This window comes from Embleya sp. NPDC056575 (genome assembly GCF_042793325.1).
In the GTDB taxonomy this organism is placed as follows: domain Bacteria; phylum Actinomycetota; class Actinomycetes; order Streptomycetales; family Streptomycetaceae; genus Embleya.
Map to the genome: position 1 here is coordinate 74,340 of NZ_JBHTVA010000014.1, position 21,612 is coordinate 95,951.

The following is a 21,612-nucleotide window of genomic DNA, read 5'->3' on the forward strand; positions in this document are numbered from 1 at the left end:
ATCCTGCGGGCCCCATACGGGCCGTGGCCCACCGAGACGTTCGAAACTCCCGTCTACGAGGCGTTGGTCGCCGAATGGCGCGACTCGGGCCGGGAGGTACCCCGGCCGACGGACCGACCGCAAGGCAGCCCGCCCCGACACGCCCGCCCACCCGGACCGAGCCCGCGCACGCGTCGGCCGTGAGTCGGCCGCGCGGCGTGATCCGGGCCCGGAGGCGACCCCGCTCGTCCCGACCCGAGGGCCGAGGCCGCCGATCCGCTCCGCGTGAATCGGCCGACCGCGGCGCGATGTGCTTCTTGTCACGCGCCCTGCGACACGCCCGGTGAGGAAGGAATTTGCCGGCCGATCGGCGCGGCGGCCGACGTGCGATCCACCATCGATCCGGTCCGCCCCGGCCGTGCTCCCGCCGCCCCCGGCCCCGTCCCGCGCGGCCCGTGCAGGCCCGGTGGGGCCGGACTGACGCCGGGGGAGCGGGGGTTCGGGGCGCTCGACGCGTGTCGCAATTGCTCGCCGGTCGTACCACCCGGGCACGTCTCCGGCGAACCGTGACACGCCGGGAATCGGGACCCGACACAACACCTGGGGGTGCAACGACCACCCCGCCACTACATATATGCTCTGCGACGCAGCTGGTTCGCCCGACCGAAGTTTCCGGGAAGGCGAGGCAAGAGGGAATCCGGTGCGAGGCCGGAACTGCCCCCGCAGCGGTGAGCGGGAACGAAAGTCGTCATAGAGCGCCGGACGCCGAAGGGCGTACGGGAAGCGACGGCCCCTAGGCACTCCGCGGACCACCGAGCACACGCCGTGCCCGGCGGTGCCCCGGCATGCCCGCGAGTCCGAATACCTGCCGGCTGCCCGCGCCTTCGGGCGTGGGGTCACCTGTACGTACGAGCTCGCGAGGAGAGAGCACGTGACCGTTGTGGACAGCGTGGGCGCGACCCGGATGCGGGTCGACGAGAGCCCCGAGGACCGCCTTGCCACCCTGGTGCGCACCCAGGCGCGCGATCTGCCGGAGGTCGATCCGGATCGGGTCGTCCGCCGGGTCGTCGCGGGTCTGAACGAGGGTGCGGACCGCGGCGCGGCGGCCGACCTGGCCGTGCGCACCGCCGCCGAGCTGATCGCCGAGGAGCCCGCCTACTCGCGGCTCGCCGCGCGCCTGCTGGCCGGCCGGATCGCCGACGAGGCCGCCGAGGCCGGCGTCGCCTCCTTCAGCGCCGGCATCGCGCTCGGTCACCGCGAGGGCATCATCGGCGCGGAGACCGCGGCGTTCGTCGCCGCGCACGCCGCCGAGCTGGACGCCGCCGTCGACGCCGACGGCGACCGCCGCTTCGAGTACTTCGGCCTGCGCACCGTCTACGACCGCTACCTGCTGCGCCACCCCGTCTCGCGCAAGGTGGTCGAGACCCCGCAGCACTTCCTGCTGCGCGTGGCGTGCGGTCTGTCCAAGGAGCCCGGCGAGGCGATCGGCTTCTACCGGCTGATGTCCTCGCTGGCCTACCTGCCCAGCTCGCCGACGCTGTTCAACTCCGGCACCGTGCACACCCAGATGTCCTCGTGCTACCTGCTCGACTCGCCCAAGGACGAGCTGGAGTCGATCTATGACATGTACGGGCGAATCGCCCGGCTGTCGAAGTTCGCCGGCGGCATCGGCGTGGCCTGGTCGCGGGTGCGCTCGCGCGGCTCGCTGATCCGGGGCACCAACGGGCACTCCAACGGCATCGTGCCGTGGCTGAAGACCCTCGACTCGTCGGTGGCGGCGGTCAACCAGGGCGGCCGGCGCAAGGGCGCGGCCTGCGTGTACCTGGAGACCTGGCACCCCGACATCCTGGAGTTCCTCGAACTGCGGGAGAACACCGGCGAGGACGCGCGTCGTGCGCACAACCTCAACCTGGCCAACTGGGTGCCGGACCTGTTCATGCGGCGCGTCGAGGAGGACGGCGTCTGGTCGCTGTTCGACCCGAACGAGCTGCCCGAGCTGCCCGACCTGTGGGGCGCCGAGTTCGACAAGGTGTACGAAGCCGCCGAGCGGGACGGCCGATTCGTCCGGCAGATGCCCGCGCGCGACCTGTACGCCCGGATGATGCGCACCCTCGCGCAGACCGGCAACGGCTGGATGACCTTCAAGGACGCCGCCAACCGGACCTGCAACCAGGCCGCCGAACCGGGCAACGTGGTGCACCTGTCCAACCTGTGCACCGAGATCCTGGAGGTCACCAGCGACGGCGAGACCGCCGTGTGCAACCTCGGCTCGGTCAACCTCGGCGCGCACGTGGTCGCCGGCGAGGGCATGGACTGGGACAAGCTGCGCGCCACGGTGCGCACCGCGGTGATCTTCCTCGACCGCGTGATCGACATCAACTACTACCCGACCGACCAGGCCGCCGCGTCCAACCCGCGCTGGCGCCCGGTGGGCCTGGGACTGATGGGCCTGCAGGACGTGTTCTTCACGCTCGGCCTGCCGTTCGACTCGGCCGAGGCGCGCGAGTTGTCCACGCTGATCTCCGAGGAGATCTACCTCACCGCCCTGGAGACCTCCTCGGCGCTCGCCGAGGCACACGGCCCGCACCCGGCCTACGCCGAGACGCACGCCGCGCGCGGCCGGCTCCAGCCGGACCTGTGGGAGGGCGTGTACCCGACCCGGACCAAGCGCTGGGACGCGCTGCGCACCCGCGTGGCCGAGCACGGGCTGCGCAACTCGCTGCTCGTGGCGATCGCGCCGACCGCGACCATCGCCTCCATCGCGGGCGCCTACGAGTGCATCGAGCCGCAGGTGTCCAACCTGTTCAAGCGCGAGACGCTGTCCGGCGAGTTCCTGCAGATCAACGGCTACCTGGTGCGTGAACTCAAGGCCCGCGGCCTGTGGACCCCCGAGGTGCGCGACCGGATCAAGCGCGCCGAGGGCTCGGTCCAGGGCATCGCCGAACTCCCGGAGGACGTACGGGAGTTGTACCGAACCGCGTGGGAGCTTCCGCAGCGCGCGCTGATCGATCTGGCGGCGGCCCGCTCGCCGTACATCGACCAGTCGCAGTCGCTGAACCTGTTCATGGCCGACCCGACCATCGGCAAGCTGTCCTCGATGTACCGCTACGCGTGGTCCACCGGTCTCAAGACCACGTACTACCTGCGCTCGCGCCCCGCGACGCGGATCCAGCAGGCGACCGTGCCCGCGCAGGCGTCCGCCGCGCCGGTCGAGGAGATCTCGGACCTCGCCCCCTCCGATGTCGAGATTATCGCCTGCTCGCTGGAGAACCCCGAAGCATGTGAGGCGTGCACGTGAGCCTGCTCGATCCCGGAATGAACCTCACGCTGCGCCCGATGCGGTATCCGGACTTCTACGAGAAGTACCGGGCGGCGATCCGCAACACCTGGACGGTCGAAGAGGTCGACCTGCACAGCGACCTCGCCGACCTGGACAAGCTCAGCCCGGCGGAGCGGCACCTCGTGCAGCGCCTGGTCGCGTTCTTCGCGACCGGCGACACGATCGTGGCGAACAACCTGGTGCTGAACCTGTACCGGCACATCAACTCGCCCGAGGGCCGGCTGTACCTGTCGCGGCAGCTCTTCGAAGAGGCCGTCCATGTGCAGTTCTACCTGACGCTGCTCGACACCTACATGCCCGACCACGAGGAGCGCGAGCAGGCGTTCGCCGCGGTCGAGCACATCCCGTCGATCCGGCGCAAGGCGGAGTTCTGCTTCCGCTGGATCGACTCGGCGATGGGCCTGGACCGGCTCGAATCGCGGGACGACCGGCGGCAGTTCCTGCTCAACCTGATCTGCTTCGCGGCGTGCATCGAGGGGCTGTTCTTCTACGGCGCCTTCGCCTACGTCTACTTCCTGCGCTCGCGAGGGCTGCTCAACGGCCTCGCCTCGGGGACCAACTGGGTCTTCCGCGACGAGTCCGCGCACATGGACTTCGCGTTCTCCGTGGTCGAGACGGTGCGGGCCGAGGAGCCCGACCTGTTCGACGACGAACTCGCCGAGGACGTACGGCGGATGCTGGCCGAGGCGGTGGACGCGGAGACGGCGTTCGCCGAGGACCTGCTCCAGGGCGGGGTGTCCGGGATGACCGTCGCCGACATGCGCTCCTACCTGGAGCACGTGGCCGACCGGCGGCTCGCCCAGCTCGGCATGGCGCCGGTGTACGGCTCGGCGAACCCGTTCGGCTTCATGGAACTCCAGGACGTGCAGGAGCTGTCGAACTTCTTCGAGCGGCGGGTGTCGGCCTACCAGGTCGCGGTCACCGGATCGGTCTCCTTCGACGAGGACTTCTGACCCGGTCCGCGGGCCCGGGTACACCACCGCCGTGCCGTCCCGATTCCGGGGCGGCACGGCGGTTTCGTGCGTTTCGGGGGCGGCCGGCCGGGCCGGTCCCGCTCGGGCCGCCCGGGCTCACGAACGTTCGGCGGCGTGGCGGCGCAGGGCGGTCGCGGTCGCCTCGTCGGCGGGCAGGAACGCCTCCAGGTGGAGTTCGGACACGGTGACGTCGGTCGCCGTCGCGAACGAGGTGAGCGTGGTGAGCAGGCGCAACTCGCCCCCGCTCGCCGGGTCCCGCAACCGCAGCGGTACCGCGAAGCCGAGGTGGTCGGGGCCCGGTTCCACGTTCGGGACGTAGCCGCGCAGCTCCTCGATGAACGTGTCGAGCAGCGGATCGGGGCTGCGCAGCGCCCGGGCCCGCATGTTCTCGATGACGTGATGGCCCCACGCGGCCAGGTTCTCCACCCGCGGTGCCATGCCCCGCGGATGCAGCATCAGCCGCAACATGTTCATCGGCTGCCCGAGCAGTTCCGGGGCCGCGCCGTCGGTGAGCACGTCGATCGCCGCGTTGGCCGCCACGATCTGCCCGTACGGCCGCAGCACCATCGCCGGATAGGGCAGATGACCCTCGATCACCGCGCTCAGCGCCTCCTGGACCGGCCGCATCATCGGGGCGTCCCAATCGGACTCGGGGAACACCGGCGCGAAGCCGGCGGTGTGCAACAGCGCGTTGCGCTCGCGCAGTGACAGTTCCAGGGATTCGGCGAGCCGGATGATCATGGTCCGGCCGGGCCGGGACCGACCGCTCTCGATGAAGCTCAGGTGCCGCTGGGAGGTCTCCGCGCGGGCGGCCAGCTCCAGCTGGCTCAGCCGCCGAGCGGTACGCCAGCGCCGCAGTTCGGCGGGGAATTCCGGGCCGTGGGTGATCGTGCTCATGGGCCAGTTCTAGGCAGTGCGGGCACCGCGGGCAATTCCCTTGCGGGAATTGTCCTGTCGGGCGGCTCGCTCGCAGGATCGTCACCACGGCCCGCCGAGCGGCGGGCCGGGAACAGCGGATCGTCACACCATCGTCGCAACGCGGAAGAGGCACCACCATGAAGAGCTACCACCTGCGGCCGGGCGCCGGAATCGACGGACTCACCGTGCGGGACCACGACGAGCCCGCGCCGGGTCCGGGTCGGGTGCTGGTTCGGGTCCGGGCCTCCTCGATCAGCCTGCGCGAGCTGCTCGTCCTGGCCGGCGACTATCCGCTGCCCGTGCTGCCGGACGTCGTTCCGGGCTGCGCCGGGGTCGGCGAGGTGGTCGCGGTCGGCGCCGGGGTGACCCGGGTGGCGCCGGGGGACCGGGTCGCCGCCACCGTCTTCCCGGACTGGATCGACGGCCCGTTCGGCCTGGACTACGCGGCCCAGCTGGGCAGTTCGCGCGACGGCATGTTCACCGAGTACACGCTCGCGGACGAGCGGGCGCTGGTGCACATCCCCGCGCACCTGTCCTTCGCCGAGGCCGCAGCCCTGCCGCTGACCGCGGTGACAGCGTGGAATGCGCTGACCGGCGGCCGGGCGCCGATGCCGGGGGAGACCGTGCTCACTCTCGGCACCGGAGGTGTGTCGTTGTTCGCCGTGCAGTTCGCCAAGCGGTCCGGCGCCCGGGTGATCGCCACGACGTCCAGCCCGGACAAGGCGGAGCAACTGCGGGCGCTCGGGGCCGACGAGGTGGTCGACTACCGGCAGCACCCCCGGTGGGGCGAGGAGGTGCGGCGGCGTACCGGCGGGCGTGGGGTGGACCGTGTCGTCGACGTCGTGGGGGACCTGTCCCAGTCGCTCGCGGCGACCGCGCTCGGCGGCGAGATCGCCTTCGTCGGGCACTGGTTGGGCACGGACGCCCCGGATTCCACGCCGTCCCCGACCGACTTCTTCAACGCCGGCGCGGTGCTGCGTCCGCTCGCGGTGGGCAACCGGGCGGCGTTCGAGACGATGAACCGCGCGGTGGACGCGTGGCGGGTGCGGCCGACGATCCACCGCGAGTTCGGCTTCGACGAGATCCCGGACGCGCTGCGCCACCACGCCAAGGGTGGCTTCGTGGGCACCGTGGTCGTGAACCACGGCTGACCGACGATCCGGCGGGCAGGGTCGGCCGGCCGGTGTGCGGCGGTGCGCGAAACCCGGTTGGTCCGGCCGACCGCCCCGCGCACAATGGCGCGCATGGCCATTTCCCTGCATCACATCGTCATCGACGCACACGATCTGCCCGGACTCGCGCGTTTTTGGGCCGAAGTGCTGGGCTGGCAGGTGTTGTCCGAGCGCGAGCGCGAGGTGGTCATCGGCACCGAGCCGGGAGCGCCGGTCGGCATCTGCTTCATGCCGGTGACGGACGTGAAGACGGTCAAGAACCGACTGCACCTCGACCTGACCCCGGGCGCCGGTCCCGGCGAGCGGGACGCGGAGATCGAGCGGGTGATCGCGCTCGGCGCCCGCCGCGTCGACGTCGGCCAGACCGGCACCGAGTCGTGGACGGTGCTCGCCGACCCGGAGGGCAACGAGTTCTGCGTGGTGCGGGCGAAGGCGACGCTGATCGGTTGAACGATCGATCGGCCGATCGGCCTCGGTCGAGGGGGAGTTCGCGGTCGGTGTCGCGGAGGAGGGCCGCGAGACGGTCGGCGGCGGGGCGCGGAGGGGGTGGGTGCCCGGGGCGTTCGCGAGCGGTGCGCGGGTGCGGGCCGATGCGTTCGCCCCGGCTTGGTGGGGCCTAAGTGGTCGGCGGGTTGCCGGAGCCGCTGTTGCCGCCGCGACGGCGGGTGAGCCGGTCGCGCAGGTGCCGCTTGCCCTGCTCGACCTGGCGCGGATTGCGGCGGATGTACCCCTGGATCTTCTTCACGGTCTTCGACAGCGCGCTCATGTCGTGGTCCCTCCCTGATGCCCGCAAAGGCGGGCGTCGGCGTCCCCGAGGGCGCCGATAACAGGTGTTTGCCCCGTTCTGGACCGGGATACGCGGTTCGACCGGGCCGAATCCGCCGGAACACCCCCGGAAAACCGCCGAATCGGCCCGCCGAGGCCCGCCAGGAGGGAGCGGGTAGCCTGCCGGTATGTCTCACGTCCTCTCCGTGAACCTGGCCCATCCGCGCGCCAACCCGGTGAAGGCCGGGATCGACCTGACCGGGATCGACAAGCGGCCGGTCGACCACGCGGTCGCCGTGCGACCGCCGGGGCCCAAATACGGCGGCCACGGCAGCGGACTGGTCGGCGACGAGATCTACGACCGACAAAACCACGGTGGCAACGACCAGGCGGTATACGCCTATGCCCGGGAGAACCTGGACATGTGGTCGGCCGACCTGGGCCGCGAACTCGCCAACGGCAGCTTCGGCGAGAACCTGACCACGACCGACCTCGACGTCGAGGCGGCCCTGATCGGCGAGCGCTGGCGGGTGGGCGGCGCGGCGGGTCCGCTGTTGGAGGTCTCCGTCCCGCGCATTCCGTGCTCGACGTTCGCACACTGGCTGGACGAGCGGCGCTGGGTCCGCCGATTCACCCAACGTGCCCTGCCCGGAACCTACTTGCGGGTGCTGGAACCGGGCGAGGTGCGCGCGGGCGATGCGATCACCGTGGTCTCCCGGCCCCACCACGACCTCACGGTCGGGGTGTGCTTTCGGGCGCTGACCATCGAGCCCGATCTGCTGCCCCGGTTGATCGACGTCGAGGAACTGCCGGGCGAGGCACGCGAGGTGGCCCGGAAGCGCACCGGGGTGATCCCGGTGCGGTTCCTCCCCGAGGGCGAGTAGCCGCTATCGGCCGCCGACGAACGTCGGCGGGACGCGGTCGTGCCAGGGCAGGGCCTGTTCGAGCAGCGCGGCGACCCGAAGGAGGGTGTCCTCGCGGCCGAACGGGGCCACCAGCTGCACGCCGATCGGCAGGCCGTCGGCGCTGTGCCCCAGCGGAAGACTGATCGCGGGCTGGCCGGTGACGTTGAAGAGCGCGGTGAACGGGCCGTAGGCGAAGATCGTCTCCAGCCATCCCCGGACCGAGTGCTTCGGGTCGTCGAAGTCCAACGTGCCATGCGGCGCCGGGAGTTGCCCCAGAGTCGGGGTGATCAGCAGGTCGTGATCGGCAAAGAAGGTCCCGACCGAGCGGGACACCCGGTTGTGCGCGTCGAACGCGGCGATCAGGTCGAGCGCGGTCACCGCGTGCACGTCGTGCAGGATCTGCCGGGTGACCGCCTCCAGCCTGGCCGGGTCGGGCGGGCGGGGCGCGCCGAGCAGTGGGGCGGCGACGAACGACACCACCTCCGGCACCAGCCCGTCGAGCACGCTCTCCCAGTCGACCGACGGGCCCGCCTCGTCGACCCGATGGCCGATTTCGCCCAGCAGCCCGGCGACCGCCGTGGCCGCTCCCGCCGCTTCGGGGTCGACGGCGACGCCGGACCACGCCCGGGTGGTCACGCCGATCCGCAACGGCGGTACGTCGGCGCCGAGTTCGGCGGAGTAGGGCCGCAGTGGGGTGGGCGCGCCGTACTTGTCACCCGGCGCCGGACCGGAAACCGCGTCGAGCAGATGCGCGGTGTCGCGCACGGTGCGGGTGAGCGCGAAGTTGTACGAGATCCCGAAGAACGACTCGCCCAGGTCGGGGCCGCACGGGGTACGCCCCCGGGTGGGCTTGAGCCCGACCAGGCCACAGGCCGAGGCGGGCACGCGGATCGAGCCCGCGCCGTCGGTGGCGTGCGCGATCGGGACCGCGCCGGCGGCGACCAGGGCCGCGGCGCCGCCGCTGGAGCCACCGGCGCCGCGCTCCGGATCCCACGGGTTGCGGGTGATGCCGTACCTGACCGACTCGGTCGCGAAGCTGATCGCCATCTCCGGCGCGGTGGTCAGCCCGAGGGTGACGAGACCGGCGCCCCGGAAGCGGGTCATCAGCTCGCTGTCGTGCGGCATGACCACCCCGGGCACCGCGCGGCTGCCCAGGAAGAACGGGACACCGGCCGCGACCGGCCCGGAGTCCTTGATCAGGAACGGCACGCCGGCGAACGGCGCGTGCGGGTCGGCGGAGCGGTCGAGGGCCGGCTCGAACACGGGCAGCGCGAGCCCGTTCAGCTCGGCGTTCGCGACCTCGATCGCCGCCCGGGCGGCCTGCTCGACCTCGGCCGCGGTGACCTCGCCGCTCCGGATCAGGTCACGCAGGCCGACCGCGTCGTACCGGGCGTACTCGTCGAGCCGCATACCGCTCCGCTCCCGGGGGTGTCGATGGGTCAGGCCGTGGCGGGATGGCTCCGGTCGGTGGCCAGCTTGACCGCGAGGCCGCCGAGCACGGTGCCCATGACATAGCGCTGGATGCGCAGCCACGACGGCCGCTTGGTCAGGAAGATGGCGATCGAGCCGGCCGCGAGGACCAGGACGCCGTTCACCGTCAGACTGATCAGGATCTGGATGGTGCCGAGCACGAATCCCTGAAGCAGCACGTGCCCGGCCTTCGGGTCGACGAACTGCGGGATCAGCGAGAGGTACATGATCGCGGCCTTGGGATTCAGCAGGTTGGTCAGCAACCCCATGGTGAACAGCCGCCGGTTGGAGTCGGGCGTCAGCTCCTGCGGGGCGAACGCCGAGACACCACCGGGCCGCAGTGCCTGCCAGGCGAGCCAGCCGAGGTAGGCGGCACCGGCCAGCTTGACCGCGAGGTAGAGCTCCGGCACGACGAGGAACACGGCGGACAGGCCGAGGTTGGCCATCGACATGTAGATCATGAACCCGAGCGCCACACCGAGCAGCGACACCATGCCGGCGCGGCGGCCCTGGGTGATGCTGCGCGAGGTCACGTACATCATGTTGGGCCCGGGAGTGAGCACCATCCCCAGCGCCACGGCGCTGACCCCGATTATCGCGCTTGTCTCGATCACACGTGCCCCCGCTGTCGCACCACTCGCCGCCGGCCGTCACTTGCAATGCGCAATTCTGTCGCCTTCGCCGTTTTCCCGGCAACCGAGTTGTCCCGCGGCCGCGACGGCCGCCCCGAACGCGGCGGTCACCGCACCGGGTCGGTGGCACCCGGTCCGGCGTAGCACGCGTGTGCGGCAAGCCTGGCCGGCGGCGTGGCGCGGGTGGCCCGAAAGCCGGGGCTACGCTGGACGGATGATCCGCACCGACCCTCCCGAGGAAGGCTTCGTCTTCGTGCGCGAGGCGCGCCCCGGGCCGATGGCCGGCGCGGCCGTCGGGCGCCGGATCGCCAAGGCGGACTTCGAGCCGCCGTGCATCGTGGTCGACCGGGAATTGTCGAGCGTGATCGTCGGCGGGTGGCCGGGCCGGCTGTACCGGGTCGCGGTGACCCCGCCCGAGACGGACGCCGAGCGCGCGGCGCTGACGCGGGCCAACGAGGCGCTGCGCCAACCCGCCGAGTACATCCGGGCGTTCACGGTGGACGTGCTCGCCGAACTGCCCACGTCCGCGCTGTTCGGCCCGCACGGCGCGGCGGTGGTGGACGTCCTCGACGCGGCCCGCGCGCTCACCCCGCAGGCCGCCGCCCGGCTCGCCGCGGCCTCGATCCCGGGCGCCGCCGCCCGCTACGGCGCGGCCTGGAATCGTTGGCTCGCCGGTGAACCGAACGCCGCGCCCTACCTCGACCGCGACCACTCCGCCACCCTCGCCGTCCCCGGCGCGGGCCCGGCCGATTCGCCGATCGGCAGGGGGTTCCTGGCGGTGTCCGCCGCGGTCCAAGCCGCGGCGCGCGAACGCGGCGGCCCGACGGCGTTCGAGACGCTGTACGACGAGGAGGACGGGGAGAGCGAGGAGGTGCCGGCCGAGCCGTGGTCGCACGCGTTCGCCCCGCTGCTGCACGCCGCGATGGCGCTCGGCGCGCCCCACCTGATGTCCGCCGCCGACCGGGACGCGCTGACCGCCCCCTGGCGCGCGACCACCGCCGACCGCCCGGCCCGCTGACCCGCGCGAGGGCGACACCGGGCCGAGCCGGCCGCCCCACGCCCACCGTCCTACCCCACCCGCGCCCCGACCGCCGTCACGAAGGCGTCCGCCTCCGCGACCGGGCCCGGGCCGAGGTTGAGGTGGGTGTCCGCGTTCCAGGCGCCGAGCACCGTGACCCGCGCACGGGTGAACATGTCGAGGCCCTCCTCCAGGACGAAGTAGCGCGGCTCACCCACCACATCCGGCCCCAGGAGCAGGGCGAAATGCGCCTCCGGCGGATGCAGCGCGGGCGGGAAGCGCACCAGCAGGGCGGTCCCGGTGCCCAGCGGCACGTGCGACAGGGCCAGTCCGTCGGCGGGCAGCCGCTGCTCCTCGGGCAGTTCGCCGCCGACGCCGACCCACAGGTCCGCGGTCCGCGCGTTCAGCTCGTCGAGCGGCGCGGCCAGCAGCCCGGCGGCGTTGCGCAGCGCGATCGAGCGGAAGACCACGTGGGCGAATCGGTAGTGGTGCGGTCGGGTGCTCATCCGCGGCCTTTCGGGTGGGTCGTCGAGGGTTGGTTCGTCGGGCCGGCCGGCGGGCGAAAAAACCCGTGGCCGGTTCGGCGTTCATCCGTCATCCTGTTCCGCGATGGGAATGATGGACAGCATGGCCGCCAAGGTGGCGCGCGGCGCCACCGTCGAGTTTCGCCCGCGCGGGACCTCCATGGCCCCGCTTATTCGCAGTCGCCAACTCGTGACCGTCGCGCCGGTGGACCCGGCCCGTCTCGCTCTCGGGGACATCGTCTTGGCCAGGGTCGCGGGAAAGATGTACCTGCACCTGGTCTCCGCACTGGATGTCACCCGTTCGCGCGTCCAGATCAGCAACAATCGTGGCCGGACCAACGGCTGGACCTCGTACGCCCGCGTCTACGGGATCTGTGTGTCCGTGGACGGCGAACCGCGTCCGGGCGCCGGCCGCAAGATCCGCGAGTCGGTGCCCGCGGACGGGTGAGTGCCGCCGCACCGACCGGAGTCCGGCTCGTGGCGGAAGTCCTGAGGAGGAACCACTCCCGCCACGGGCCGGGCGGCACGACCGCCGGACGGCGATCCGCCGCGCCCCGGGACCTTCGGTCCCGATGATCGACACGCGTGTACCGCCCGCCCGGTTGCCCGTGATTCGGGACGACCCGGTGGATTCGTCCGCGGCGTGGCCAGGTAGAGATGCAGCCATGAAGAAGCTGATCAATTCCGCCCGCGACGTCGTCCCCGAGATGTTGGAGGGGCTGGCGCTGGCCAACCCCGGCATCGCCCTGCTCGACGGCGCGAACGTCGCGTTGCGCGCGGACGCGCGGGCGTACGCGCAGAGCGGCCGGGTCGCGGTGATCTCCGGCGGCGGCGCCGGCCACGAGCCCGCGCACGCGGGATACGTCGGGCCCGGGATGTTGACCGCCGCCGTGTCGGGAGACGTGTTCACCTCCCCGGCCACCGACACGATCCTGGCCGCGATCCGCACCGTCGCCGGCCCCGCCGGGGTGCTGCTCGTGGTCAAGTCGTACACCGGCGACCGGCTCAACTTCGGCCTCGCCGCCGAGTTGGCCCGGGCCGAGGGGATCGCGGTCGAGGTGGTGGTGGTCGCCGACGACGTGGCGCTGGCCGCGGGGGAGGGCACCGCCGGCCGGCGAGGGATCGCCGGCACCGTGTTCGTGCACAAGGTCGCGGGAGCGGCGGCGGAGGCGGGCGCGACGCTGGCCGAGGTCCGGGCGGAGGCCGAGGCGGCGGCCCGCGCGCTCGGCACGATGGGCGTCGCGCTCAGCCCGTGCACGGTGCCGGCCGCCGGGCAGCCGGGCTTCGAACTCGGCGAGGACGAGGTGGAATTGGGCCTGGGCATCCACGGCGAGGCGGGGGTACGCCGGGACAAGATCGCGCCCGCCGACACGTTCGTGGCCGAACTCCTGGACCGGATCGTGACGGAAACCGGCCTCGAAGCCGGCGACCGGGTCGCGCTGCTGGTCAACAACCTCGGCGGCACCCCGACCATGGAACTGGACATCGTGCTGCGCGGCGCCGTGCGGAACCTGGCCGGCCGGGGTCTGGTCCTGGAGCGGGCCTGGCGCGGCCCGTTCCTGACCGCCCTGGAGATGGCCGGCGTCTCGCTGTCCCTGCTCCGGGTCGACGACGCCCGGCTCGCCCGCCTCGACGCGGCGACCTCCGCCCCCGCGTGGCCGACGCCGGTGGCGGGCCGGGTGGGCGAGGTCACCGTGCTGCCGGCGGCCCCCGCCCCCGGCACCGCCGACGCCCGCACCGCGCTGACCGAGCAGACCCCCCTCACCCGCGCCGTCGAGGCGGCGTGCGCGGCGCTGACCGAGGCCGAGCCGCACCTGACCGAGCTGGACCGGATCGTCGGCGACGGCGACCTGGGCATCAGCCTGGCGCGCGGCGCCGAGGCCGTCCGGAGCGAGTTGCCCGGCTACGGCGGCGGCGACCCGGCCGCCGTGCTGCGCGGGCTCGCCGACACCGTACGACGCGCCCTCGGCGGCACCTCGGGGCCGCTGTACTCGGTGCTCCTGCTGCGCGCGGCGGGCGCGGTGGAGGCCGACCCGTCACCGCACGGGTGGCGCGAGGCGTTGGCCGCAGGCGCCCGGGCGGTCGGCGAACTCGGCGGCGCCCGGGTCGGCGACCGCACCATGCTGGACGCGCTCGTACCCGCCGGCGAGGCCCTGGTCGGCGGCGCGAGCCTGGCCGAGGCGATCGACGCGGCCGCCGCCGGCACCGAGGAGACGGCGACGCACAGCGCCCGCCGGGGCCGCAGCAGCTACCTCGGCGACCGGGCGATCGGCACGGTCGACCCGGGCGCGGAGGCCGTGGTGATCTGGCTCCGCGCGGTCGCCGACGCCCTGGACGCGGAGGACGAGGGGGCATAGCGCAGCGCACGACCGCCGCGGCCCGGATCCGGGCCGCGGCGGTCGAAGTATCGGCTCGCCCGGTGTGCGGGGAGGGCTCAGCCCGCCCCGGCGTCGTCCGCGAGCGCCCGCAACGTGTCGTAGGCGACCTGGATGAAGGGCCCCCGGTCCCCCGTCGCCCGGTTCACCAGCGCGGCGAGCCCGACCCCGGTCTGCGGGCTGAAGCCCACGAACGTGGTGAACCCGCGCGTCGCGCCGCCATGGAAGATCAGATCGTGCCCCCGACGCACCCGCAGATTCCACACCAGACACAGTCGATCACCGCCGCCGGGGCAGATCAGCCGAGGCCGCCGCACGTCGACCAACGCGCGGGCGAGCGAGGCGGGTTGCACCCCGGAGGGATCCAGGTGCGCGGCCAGGTACCGGGTCACGTCCGTCCCGCTGCCGCGCAGCGCTCCCGCCGCGGGCAGCCCCGGCATGTCCCACGGCGGCCGGGGTCGACCGCGCAGATATCCCGTCACCTGCGGCCCGTTCGGGTCGCACGTGGTCATCGTCAGCCCCAGTGGCACTCCGAGCCGGGCCACCACCAGGTCCGGATAGGGCATGCCGGCGGCGCGCGCGAGCGCGTGTCCGAGCAGCGCCACGGCCAGGTTGGAGTACAGCACCCGGGTGCCCGGACGCGCGTGCGGCCGGGTCCGGCCGAGCAACGCGAACAGGCGCTGCTCGGTGTAGCCCGCGTACGGGTTCGAGTACCAGGCGGGCAACGCCGTGCGCAGCGTGCCGGCCGGCAGCCGGGGCAACCCGGAGGTGTGCGTGGCCAGATGCAGCAGTGTCACGTCCGAGGACCAGCGCGGCCGGGCGCCGAGCGGCAGGTAGGTGATCAGCGGATCGTCGAGGCGGGCCTCACCGCGCGCCACCGCGTCGGCCAACAGCAGCGCGGTGAACGTCTTGGTCACCGAGCCCAGTTCGAACCGGGCGTCGGCGTCCACCGCGGGCCCTCGGCACACCACCGACGACTCGCCCGCCCGGACCGTGCCCACGACCAGCGCGCCGGCCGAGGGCACGGTCCGCAACAGCGGCGCCAACAACCGTGCGGGCGACTCGCTCACGCGGGAACGGGGGCCGGCGTGGTACCCAGGGAGCGCGCCAGCGTGATGGTGCCGGCCACGATCGCGACCACGGCGGTGTGCTCGTGGTCCTTGAACGCCTGCTTCGGGTCCTCGTCGATCGGATCCGCGTCGCGCGGCAGCAGCCCGTCCTCGTGCTGTGCCGCCGCGAGCCGCTCCCAGCCCCGCGCGTCGCAGACCGGCTCGGTCAGACACGCGTCGACCGCCAACAACTCGCCGACCAGGTCGAACTGCGACACCTCGGCCCAGATGTCCACCCATACCGGCAACCAGAGCCGCAGATAGTCCTGGATCTCGGCGGGCAACAGTTCGGGATGCGCCCCCCAGTCGGTGACGTGGAACACCGTGTGGGTCATGCAGTACGCGGTCATCCAGTCGATCAGCCACGGCTCGGGGGTCAGGCCCAACCAGGTGTCGGCGGCGAGCGCCGCCCAGTCGAATCGGCGGTTCGATCCGGCGACCCGGCTCGCGTTGGCCACCGCGAGCCGCCGGTTGGGCATCAGTTCGATGCCCTGCACCGAGCGCAACTCGGCCAGGTGCTCCTGCAGACGATCCATCGGCTCGTGCCGCAGGCCCGCCCGGGCGAAGTGCGCGTACGTCTCCAGCGGATCGGTGATCAGCGGGTGCCGGAGCTGGCGCTCGTAGAGGAAGTTCCCGGACTGGAACTGCTCCCAGGCGAAGCCGATCAGGTTGCGCGCGGTGGCCAGGTCGCCCGGCCCGGCGACCCCCTCGCGCAACATCAGGGAGGTGGCCAGCGCGGTCTCGCCGAGCGGTTTGTACGCGCCGTCGCGGTCGTTGAAGTCGACGATGGTGTGTGTGGGCAGGGTGCCGAACTCGGCGTTGTCGTGCAGCCAGCGCAACGCTCGCGAGCCGATGGTGTGCGCGGTCTTGAGCACCTCGGCGTTCATGAGCCCTCCAGCCCGGTCACGTGTTGGGCGATACGGGTGTCGAGCACGGTACGGGTGCTGCCGCCGCCGAACAGCCGGACGTGGCGCAGCAGCGGCGCGAGGTCCAGCGGCGGGGCGACGCCGTCGGCGGCCACCCACGCGAGCCAGCGGGCGATCCGGGCGGCGGTGCGGTAGTCGCGGCGCAGCATCGCCCGTACCAGGCCCCGGGACAGGGCCTCGACGCCTTCGCGGGCGGCGGTGTGGATGGGCCCGTCCAGGCCGGGCAGGGCCAGGGAGGACAGTTGGGCCATGCGTACCGACCAGGTCTGCCAGGACGTCGCGTCGGCGACCTGGGCGCCGTCGCCGGGGACGGGCACGTCCACGGTCAGGCCGAAGCGGGTCAGGGTGCGGGCGGTCGCCCAGTCGCGCCAGGTGACGATCCACGCGGTGTCGGGCGAGGCGCCCACCGCGTCGGGCGGGAAGACGGCGAACGCTCTGGCGGCGGCCTCGGCTCGATCGGTCGGTACGGGAGTGCCGCGCAGGACGTGGGGGGCGAGCGCGTCCGAGCCCAGGACCCGCAGGCCGGGCAAGTCGGCGTCGGGGTCGCGGGTTTGTGCTGTGTGCAGGTCGTCGGCGGCGAATCCGGCGGGCACGACCGCGCCCCCGGCGTCCATGAGGACGCCGAGGGCCTGGCCTGCCACTCGCTCGACCGCCGCCGTGTAGTCCTCGTGTGGCGAGGTGCCGGCGAAGGGCATGGTGGTGTTCAACTTTCCGTCGGAACCGGTGGTGTCACGGACGATTCGTCCGGGGTCACCGCTCCTTCGGGGGCTTCGGGGACAGGAGCAGGCCGGCAAGCAGCAGGCCGACACCGCCGCCGAAGTCTTCCGGCACGCACAGCGGAGCGTCGCTGATGGTCGTTTCCTGCTCGACCATGAGCGTCGCGACGGTGCCGGCGTGGACCGGCGTGGACTGACGGACGTGCTGAGTAAGCATCGGGTGCTCCCTCGTGGTGACCACATCGCCGGGCTCGGCGACGCCCCGTGTCTTCGACCATAGGCACTTTTTGTCAGGCTTTGCACCATTTCGTGATTGGTGTCGACGGTCGTTCATTTCGCGTGCGCGGGCGCGTACAGGGGCGTACGGGGGGCGTGTTCGGCGTCGGGTCGGATCCGGGAGGGGTGGTGGATGGGGCCGGCGAATCGGCGTTCACCAGGGGTTTTCAGGTGATTCAGGGCTCGACGCGGGCCAGGCCGCCGGTCTCCAGGGCGACCCAGATCGCGCCGTCGGGGCCCTGGGTGAGGCCGTGCGGTTCGGCGGCGACGCCGGGCAAGTCGTACTCCGTCAGAGTGCCCTCGCGGGCGAGTCGGCCGACCCGGTTCGTGGCCCATTCGGTGAACCAGCAGTGGCCGGCCGCGTCCAGCGCCACCGCGTGCGGGCGGGACTCCCGGTCCGGCAGCGGGAATTGGGTGAACTCGCCGGACGCCGTGCGGCGGCCGATCGCGCCCGCGCCGATCTCGGTGAACCACACCGAGCCGTCGGGGTCGGCCGCGATCCCGACCGGGGCCGCGCCCGGGGTGGGCAGTGGGTGCACGGTCACCGCGCCGGTCGTGGTGATCCGGCCGAGCGCGTTGGCGGCGTTGAGGGTGAACCACAGCGCGCCGTCGGCGCCGGTGGTGATCGCCGACGGGAACGCGGCCGGGATCGGCAGGTCGAACGTGGTGACCGCGCCGGTCGGGTCGATCCGGCCGATGCGGTTCGCGGCGGTCTCGGTGAACCACAGCGCGCCGTCGGGGCCGCGGGTGATCCCGTACGGCCCGGAATCGGCGGTGGGCAGGTCGAAGTGGGTCACCGTGCCGGTCGTGGTGATGCGGCCGATGCGGTGGGCCTTGTACTGGGTGAACCACAGCGCCTCGTCGGGGCCCGCGACCAGCACGGTCGGGCCGCAGGTCGGGTCGCCGAGATCGTGGATCGTGGTCTGCCCGTCGGCGGGGTCCAGACGGCCGATGCGACCGGCGTGCACCAGGGTGAACCACAGGGCGCCGTCCGGGCCGACGGCGATCGAGTACGGGCCGGACTCGCGGTCGGCGACCGGGAGTCCGGTGATCGCGGCGGGGGTGGTCATCCGGGCCTTCTCTCGTTCGGCGCGACGCGGGCGGGTACTTATGGGTGAGCCGGGTAAATGCAACCTTGTTGCGTTAGTATGAGTATGACGGATGGAGCATTGCTAATGCAACCGGGTTGCTTTTGGGGTGTCGGGTGAGTGGTGTGGGTGAGGCGCGGCCCGGGGGGCGCACCGCGCGGACCCGGGACGCGGTGCGGCGGGCGACGCTGGCCGAATTGGCGGACAAGGGCTTCGACGGGTTGACCGTGGAGGCGGTCGCCGTGCGCTCGGGGGTACACAAGACGACGGTGTACCGGCGCTGGCGCAACGCGGCCGGGCTGGCCGCCGACGCGCTCGACCTCGCGGCGGAGGAGCCGTGGCCGCTGCCGGACACCGGTGTGCTCCGCGACGATCTGCGGGCGATCACCGCGATGGTGGTGTCGGGTTTCGAGGACCCCGGGCGCGGGCCGATCGCACGGGCCCTCGTGGGGGCGGCGGTGCGGGATCCGACCACCGGCGCGGCGCTGCACGACTTTCTGGTCGGTCGACTCGCCCAGGCCGAGGTGGTGGTGCAACGGGCGGTCGGGCGTGGGGAATTGCCGGTGGGCACGGATGCGGGCGAGGTGGTGCGCACGGCCGTCGGCGCCCTGTACTACCGCCTGTTCATCACGCGCGAGCCGGTCGACGCCGGCCAGGCCCGCCGCGCGGCCGACGCGGCCGAGGCAGCGGCCCGCGCCGGAGTCTTCGTCCGAAACGCCCCGGTCGACCGGTGACGAGGAGGCGTTGTGGCGGGCGAGTGCGCCGCGGTCCTCGACCTGCCCCGACGGTGTCGGGACGGGTCCGGTGGGGGAGGCCGAGCGGTCGGGGGCGGGGTCAGCAGAATTCGTCGAGCAGGCGGTAGAAGCGCAAGCGTTGTGGGTCGAGGGCGTTGTCCGGGTCGTAGCGGGCGAGGAAGCGGGCCGTGTGCTCGGGGGAGTACTGGCCGTGGTCGTCGTCGAGGAGGCTGCGGGTGAGCAGGGCCGGGTCGGCGTGCCGGTCGGTGCGACCCAGGCGGCCGAGGTCGATCAGGCCGGTGACCCGCGCGGTGTCCGGGTCGAGGAGCACATTGGGCGGGCAGTAGTCGCCGTGGCCGACCACCAGGTCTTCGGTGGGCGGGACTGTCGCGAGCAGTTCGGCGAGCAGTTCGGGACCGGTGCGGCCCGCCCGTTCCTCGTCGACGTCGTCGAGATCGACCAGGCCGGCCGCGATCGCCTGCTCGGCGGCCGGCACGGTGACCGCGAGTGTGCGGTCGAACGGGCAGTCGGCGACGGGCAGTCGGTGCAGGTCGCGGGCCAGGTCGGCGAGCGCGTCCACGACCGCGTCGCGCTGCTCGGCGGGCCACGGGTCGGCGGCCGAGCGGCCGTACACGGCCCGGGTGAGCAGCCAACCCCCGGCGTCGTCCACGTCGTGGTCCAGGATCTCGGCGACCGGCAGCCCCTGTTTCGCCGCCCAGGTGCCCCGGGCCACCTCGGCGGACACGTGGAAGCCGGAATCCGGGTGCTCGTTGGGCGTGCCGATCTTGAGATACAGCTCGTCGCCGCCACGGCCGCGCAGTCGGTACACCCCCGCCCCGGACATGCCGTCGGTGACCGGTTCCCGGGTGTACGCCGCGAAGCGACGTCGAAGATCGTCCCTCATCCCGGCATCCTCGCCCGGAACGACGGTCGCGCGCCGGCGGATTTTTCCGGACGCGCGAGGGGGTCACAACTCGAACCAGCCGGTGCGTACGTGCCAGTGGCGGCCGGTGCGTAGGTGGTCGCCGATCGCGCGTTGCAGGGATGTGTTCCGGGGGAGGGACGCGGTGGGTAGGTCGGGGTTGCCGAAGACGAAGCCGATCGGGGCGGTGTCGTCGGGCCGGGGTCCGGCCGGGTCCGAGTACAGGTGGAAGCGGCGTTGGAAGCGGATGATGTTGGACTCGGGCGGCAGATACTCGGCCAACTGCGGGTCGAGCAGCCATGAACCGCACACCGCGACCGTGTAGCGCTCGCCCGGGTAGTGGCGCGGGAAGAACGCGCGGGCGAGGTCCAACGACTCGTCGCACGCCGCCGGGGACATCGGGCCGAGGAAATCCGGGATGTGCAGCTCCAGCGCGGGGTCCTCGGGCCCGTGGTCGAGCCCGAGCGCCGTGGCGCTCGCCGCCGCCCTCTCGCGCATCGTCGAACGTTGGAACTGGAGCCGGCCGAGCTGGTACAGCTCGCCGCGGAAGTGGTAACCCGGCCAGTGCCGCGCGCTCAGCCCGCCCGAGCCGTGCCTGCGCCGATGCAGCGCCAGGTGCCGGCCCAGGTCGGCGAGGGTGCGGCGGGACACCTCGGGCGGGATGCCGAGCCCGTGGTGGTGGGCCAGTACGTGCGGCAGCGCGGCGACGTACACATACACGTGGAACCACCGGCCCGCCACGCCCGACGCCGCCGGCAGCGGCGGGAAGGGGCGGCGCCGCGTCGGCGTGCCCATGTCGGCCACCAGCACCCGGACGGCCCGTTCGAACAGCTCGCGCAGCACCGGATCGGCGAGCAGTACGGACCGGGCGGAGAGCAGTTCGTTGACGTCCTCGTGCGGGACGGACAGATCCAGGAGCACCGCGGCCAGCCGGTCGCCGGCGGGCAGCTCGACCTCGATCCGGCCGTCGGCCTCGGCCTCGTTCAACGCCGCGACCCAGGCCGCCGCCGGCGCGTCCGCGCGCAGCACCGCCGCGGTGTCCGACACCGTCGTGGGCGCGGCCGGTAATGGTTGCGGACGCGGGCGGCCCGGCTCCGCGCCGGCCGCGGCCCTGCGGCCCCGCGGGCGGCCGATCACGCGACGGAGGCGCGCAGGTCGATCGAGTAGAAGTACTTGTCGTAGCGGCGCGCGCCGACCGCGACGAAGTCGTGCAGCCGGCCGTACTCGACGAAGCCGAGCGAGCGGTACAGCCGCAGCGCGCCGACGTTGTCGCCCCGGGCGTCGAGAGTGAGGATCTCGACCGCCGCGGCCCGCGCGTCGTCGAGCAACGCCTCGGTGAGCCGCCGGCCGATGCCGCGGCCGTGCGCGGGCAGCGCCACCGCGAGCTTCTCCAGGTCGGCGTTGGGCCGATGGGTCGGCCGGGTGTAGCGCCGCCAGTAGCCGAACCCGAGCAGTTCCTCGCCCGCGTACGCGAACCGCAGCGCGGCGTCGCCCGACCGCTGCGCCTGGGCGAGGCCGGTGAGCAGGTCGCCCACCTCGGCGAGGTCCGGTGGATCCACCCAGCCGAGTGCGGCGCCGTCGCGGATCAGCTCGGCCAGGATCGCCCGCAGCGGTTCGGCCGCGGACGCGGCGGCCTCGGCTCCGCGCAGCACGATGGGTCGAGGGTCCGGGGCCGGGTCGGTGCGCGCGGCCTGGTTCGGGTTCGGGTTCGGCGTCACGCGGACAAGGCTATTGAGTCGGCGCCGGGTACGGGGAGCGGGCGCGGGCCG

22 protein-coding genes and 1 riboswitch are annotated in these 21,612 nt (G+C 72.9%); of the genes, 9 read left to right on the forward strand and 13 right to left on the reverse strand.

Translation table 11 applies throughout. The features are described 5' to 3' along the window. Positions 1 to 613: 613 nt before the first annotated feature. Positions 614 to 867, forward strand: a riboswitch (cobalamin riboswitch). Positions 868 to 943: 76 nt separating this feature from the next. Both ACFRCG_RS13520 and ACFRCG_RS13525 read left to right on the forward strand, forming a co-directional pair. Then, positions 944 to 3,277, forward strand: a complete 2,334-nt coding sequence (locus ACFRCG_RS13520) for a ribonucleoside-diphosphate reductase subunit alpha (RefSeq protein WP_380031249.1) — start codon at positions 944 to 946, stop codon at positions 3,275 to 3,277. 17 nt (positions 3,278 to 3,294) lie between these two features. Next, positions 3,295 to 4,272 carry a ribonucleotide-diphosphate reductase subunit beta gene (locus ACFRCG_RS13525; protein WP_380001139.1) on the forward strand — a complete coding sequence of 326 codons (978 nt, stop codon included), beginning with the start codon at positions 3,295 to 3,297 and terminating at the stop codon, positions 4,270 to 4,272. A gap of 117 nt (positions 4,273 to 4,389) precedes the next feature. On the opposite strand, the gene ACFRCG_RS13530 is transcribed toward ACFRCG_RS13525, so the two are convergent. After that, a complete protein-coding gene (locus ACFRCG_RS13530; protein WP_380031074.1) occupies positions 4,390 to 5,190 on the reverse strand; it encodes a helix-turn-helix domain-containing protein in 801 nt (266 codons plus the stop codon). Positions 5,191 to 5,348: 158 nt separating this feature from the next. On the opposite strand from ACFRCG_RS13530, the gene ACFRCG_RS13535 reads away from it, so the two are divergent. Both ACFRCG_RS13535 and ACFRCG_RS13540 read left to right on the forward strand, forming a co-directional pair. Further along, on the forward strand, positions 5,349 to 6,362 hold the full coding sequence (locus ACFRCG_RS13535) for an NAD(P)-dependent alcohol dehydrogenase (protein WP_380031075.1): 1,014 nt from the start codon (positions 5,349 to 5,351) through the stop codon (positions 6,360 to 6,362). A gap of 93 nt (positions 6,363 to 6,455) precedes the next feature. After that, entirely contained in the window at positions 6,456 to 6,833 is a 378-nt protein-coding gene (locus ACFRCG_RS13540) for a VOC family protein (RefSeq protein ID WP_380000657.1), read from the forward strand. A 166-nt stretch (positions 6,834 to 6,999) separates the two neighbouring features. Here ACFRCG_RS13540 and ACFRCG_RS13545 read toward each other — a convergent pair whose 3' ends face one another. Beyond that, the gene (locus tag ACFRCG_RS13545; RefSeq protein ID WP_380000654.1) at positions 7,000 to 7,149 is read right to left on the reverse strand and encodes a hypothetical protein; all 150 of its coding nucleotides are present in this window, start codon (positions 7,147 to 7,149) and stop codon (positions 7,000 to 7,002) included. A 187-nt stretch (positions 7,150 to 7,336) separates the two neighbouring features. On the opposite strand from ACFRCG_RS13545, the gene ACFRCG_RS13550 reads away from it, so the two are divergent. Then, positions 7,337 to 8,032 (forward strand): MOSC domain-containing protein, encoded by a 696-nt coding sequence (locus tag ACFRCG_RS13550; protein ID WP_380031077.1) that lies wholly within the window; start codon positions 7,337 to 7,339, stop codon positions 8,030 to 8,032. Between the two features lie 3 nt (positions 8,033 to 8,035). Here the strand turns inward: ACFRCG_RS13550 and ACFRCG_RS13555 are convergent, their stop codons facing one another. Then, the gene (locus tag ACFRCG_RS13555) at positions 8,036 to 9,463 is read right to left on the reverse strand and encodes an amidase (protein ID WP_380031079.1); all 1,428 of its coding nucleotides are present in this window, start codon (positions 9,461 to 9,463) and stop codon (positions 8,036 to 8,038) included. A 29-nt stretch (positions 9,464 to 9,492) separates the two neighbouring features. After that, positions 9,493 to 10,089, reverse strand: coding sequence for a LysE family translocator (locus ACFRCG_RS13560; protein ID WP_380031252.1), 597 nt, complete (start codon positions 10,087 to 10,089; stop codon positions 9,493 to 9,495). A gap of 280 nt (positions 10,090 to 10,369) precedes the next feature. Between ACFRCG_RS13560 and ACFRCG_RS13565 the strand changes: the two genes are divergently transcribed. Next, entirely contained in the window at positions 10,370 to 11,173 is an 804-nt protein-coding gene (locus ACFRCG_RS13565) for a hypothetical protein (protein ID WP_380031081.1), read from the forward strand. 50 nt (positions 11,174 to 11,223) lie between these two features. Here ACFRCG_RS13565 and ACFRCG_RS13570 read toward each other — a convergent pair whose 3' ends face one another. After that, positions 11,224 to 11,679: a hypothetical protein gene (locus ACFRCG_RS13570; protein WP_380031083.1), complete on the reverse strand. Its 456-nt coding sequence runs from the start codon at positions 11,677 to 11,679 to the stop codon at positions 11,224 to 11,226. Between the two features lie 121 nt (positions 11,680 to 11,800). On the opposite strand from ACFRCG_RS13570, the gene ACFRCG_RS13575 reads away from it, so the two are divergent. Continuing rightward, positions 11,801 to 12,145: a S26 family signal peptidase gene (locus ACFRCG_RS13575; RefSeq protein WP_380031086.1), complete on the forward strand. Its 345-nt coding sequence runs from the start codon at positions 11,801 to 11,803 to the stop codon at positions 12,143 to 12,145. A gap of 217 nt (positions 12,146 to 12,362) precedes the next feature. Next, positions 12,363 to 14,054, forward strand: a complete 1,692-nt coding sequence (locus ACFRCG_RS13580; RefSeq protein ID WP_380031088.1) for a dihydroxyacetone kinase family protein — start codon at positions 12,363 to 12,365, stop codon at positions 14,052 to 14,054. A 77-nt stretch (positions 14,055 to 14,131) separates the two neighbouring features. Here ACFRCG_RS13580 and ACFRCG_RS13585 read toward each other — a convergent pair whose 3' ends face one another. From ACFRCG_RS13585 to ACFRCG_RS13605, 5 genes are all read right to left on the reverse strand, one after another. After that, the gene (locus ACFRCG_RS13585) at positions 14,132 to 15,142 is read right to left on the reverse strand and encodes a serine hydrolase domain-containing protein (RefSeq protein ID WP_380031090.1); all 1,011 of its coding nucleotides are present in this window, start codon (positions 15,140 to 15,142) and stop codon (positions 14,132 to 14,134) included. After that, a complete protein-coding gene (locus ACFRCG_RS13590) occupies positions 15,139 to 16,068 on the reverse strand; it encodes a DUF6895 family protein (RefSeq protein ID WP_380031092.1) in 930 nt (309 codons plus the stop codon). Before ACFRCG_RS13590 ends, ACFRCG_RS13585 begins: the two co-directional genes overlap by 4 nt. Beyond that, entirely contained in the window at positions 16,065 to 16,814 is a 750-nt protein-coding gene (locus ACFRCG_RS13595) for a hypothetical protein (protein ID WP_380031095.1), read from the reverse strand. The genes ACFRCG_RS13590 and ACFRCG_RS13595 overlap by 4 nt, the downstream gene beginning before the upstream one ends. A 43-nt stretch (positions 16,815 to 16,857) precedes the next feature. After that, positions 16,858 to 17,040, reverse strand: coding sequence for a hypothetical protein (locus ACFRCG_RS13600; protein WP_380031096.1), 183 nt, complete (start codon positions 17,038 to 17,040; stop codon positions 16,858 to 16,860). 235 nt (positions 17,041 to 17,275) lie between these two features. Further along, positions 17,276 to 18,169 (reverse strand): virginiamycin B lyase, encoded by an 894-nt coding sequence (locus tag ACFRCG_RS13605; RefSeq protein WP_380031098.1) that lies wholly within the window; start codon positions 18,167 to 18,169, stop codon positions 17,276 to 17,278. Positions 18,170 to 18,303: 134 nt separating this feature from the next. Between ACFRCG_RS13605 and ACFRCG_RS13610 the strand changes: the two genes are divergently transcribed. Beyond that, entirely contained in the window at positions 18,304 to 18,921 is a 618-nt protein-coding gene (locus ACFRCG_RS13610) for a TetR/AcrR family transcriptional regulator (protein WP_380031099.1), read from the forward strand. A 100-nt stretch (positions 18,922 to 19,021) separates the two neighbouring features. On the opposite strand, the gene ACFRCG_RS13615 is transcribed toward ACFRCG_RS13610, so the two are convergent. The 3 genes from ACFRCG_RS13615 to ACFRCG_RS13625 all read right to left on the reverse strand — a co-directional run bounded on the left by ACFRCG_RS13615 (position 19,022) and on the right by ACFRCG_RS13625 (position 21,498). Further along, positions 19,022 to 19,825, reverse strand: coding sequence for an APH(3') family aminoglycoside O-phosphotransferase (locus ACFRCG_RS13615; protein WP_380031101.1), 804 nt, complete (start codon positions 19,823 to 19,825; stop codon positions 19,022 to 19,024). Positions 19,826 to 19,888: 63 nt separating this feature from the next. After that, on the reverse strand, positions 19,889 to 20,830 hold the full coding sequence (locus ACFRCG_RS13620) for an acyltransferase domain-containing protein (RefSeq protein WP_380031254.1): 942 nt from the start codon (positions 20,828 to 20,830) through the stop codon (positions 19,889 to 19,891). 146 nt (positions 20,831 to 20,976) lie between these two features. After that, positions 20,977 to 21,498 (reverse strand): GNAT family N-acetyltransferase, encoded by a 522-nt coding sequence (locus ACFRCG_RS13625; RefSeq protein WP_380031256.1) that lies wholly within the window; start codon positions 21,496 to 21,498, stop codon positions 20,977 to 20,979. Positions 21,499 to 21,612: the final 114 nt, after the last annotated feature.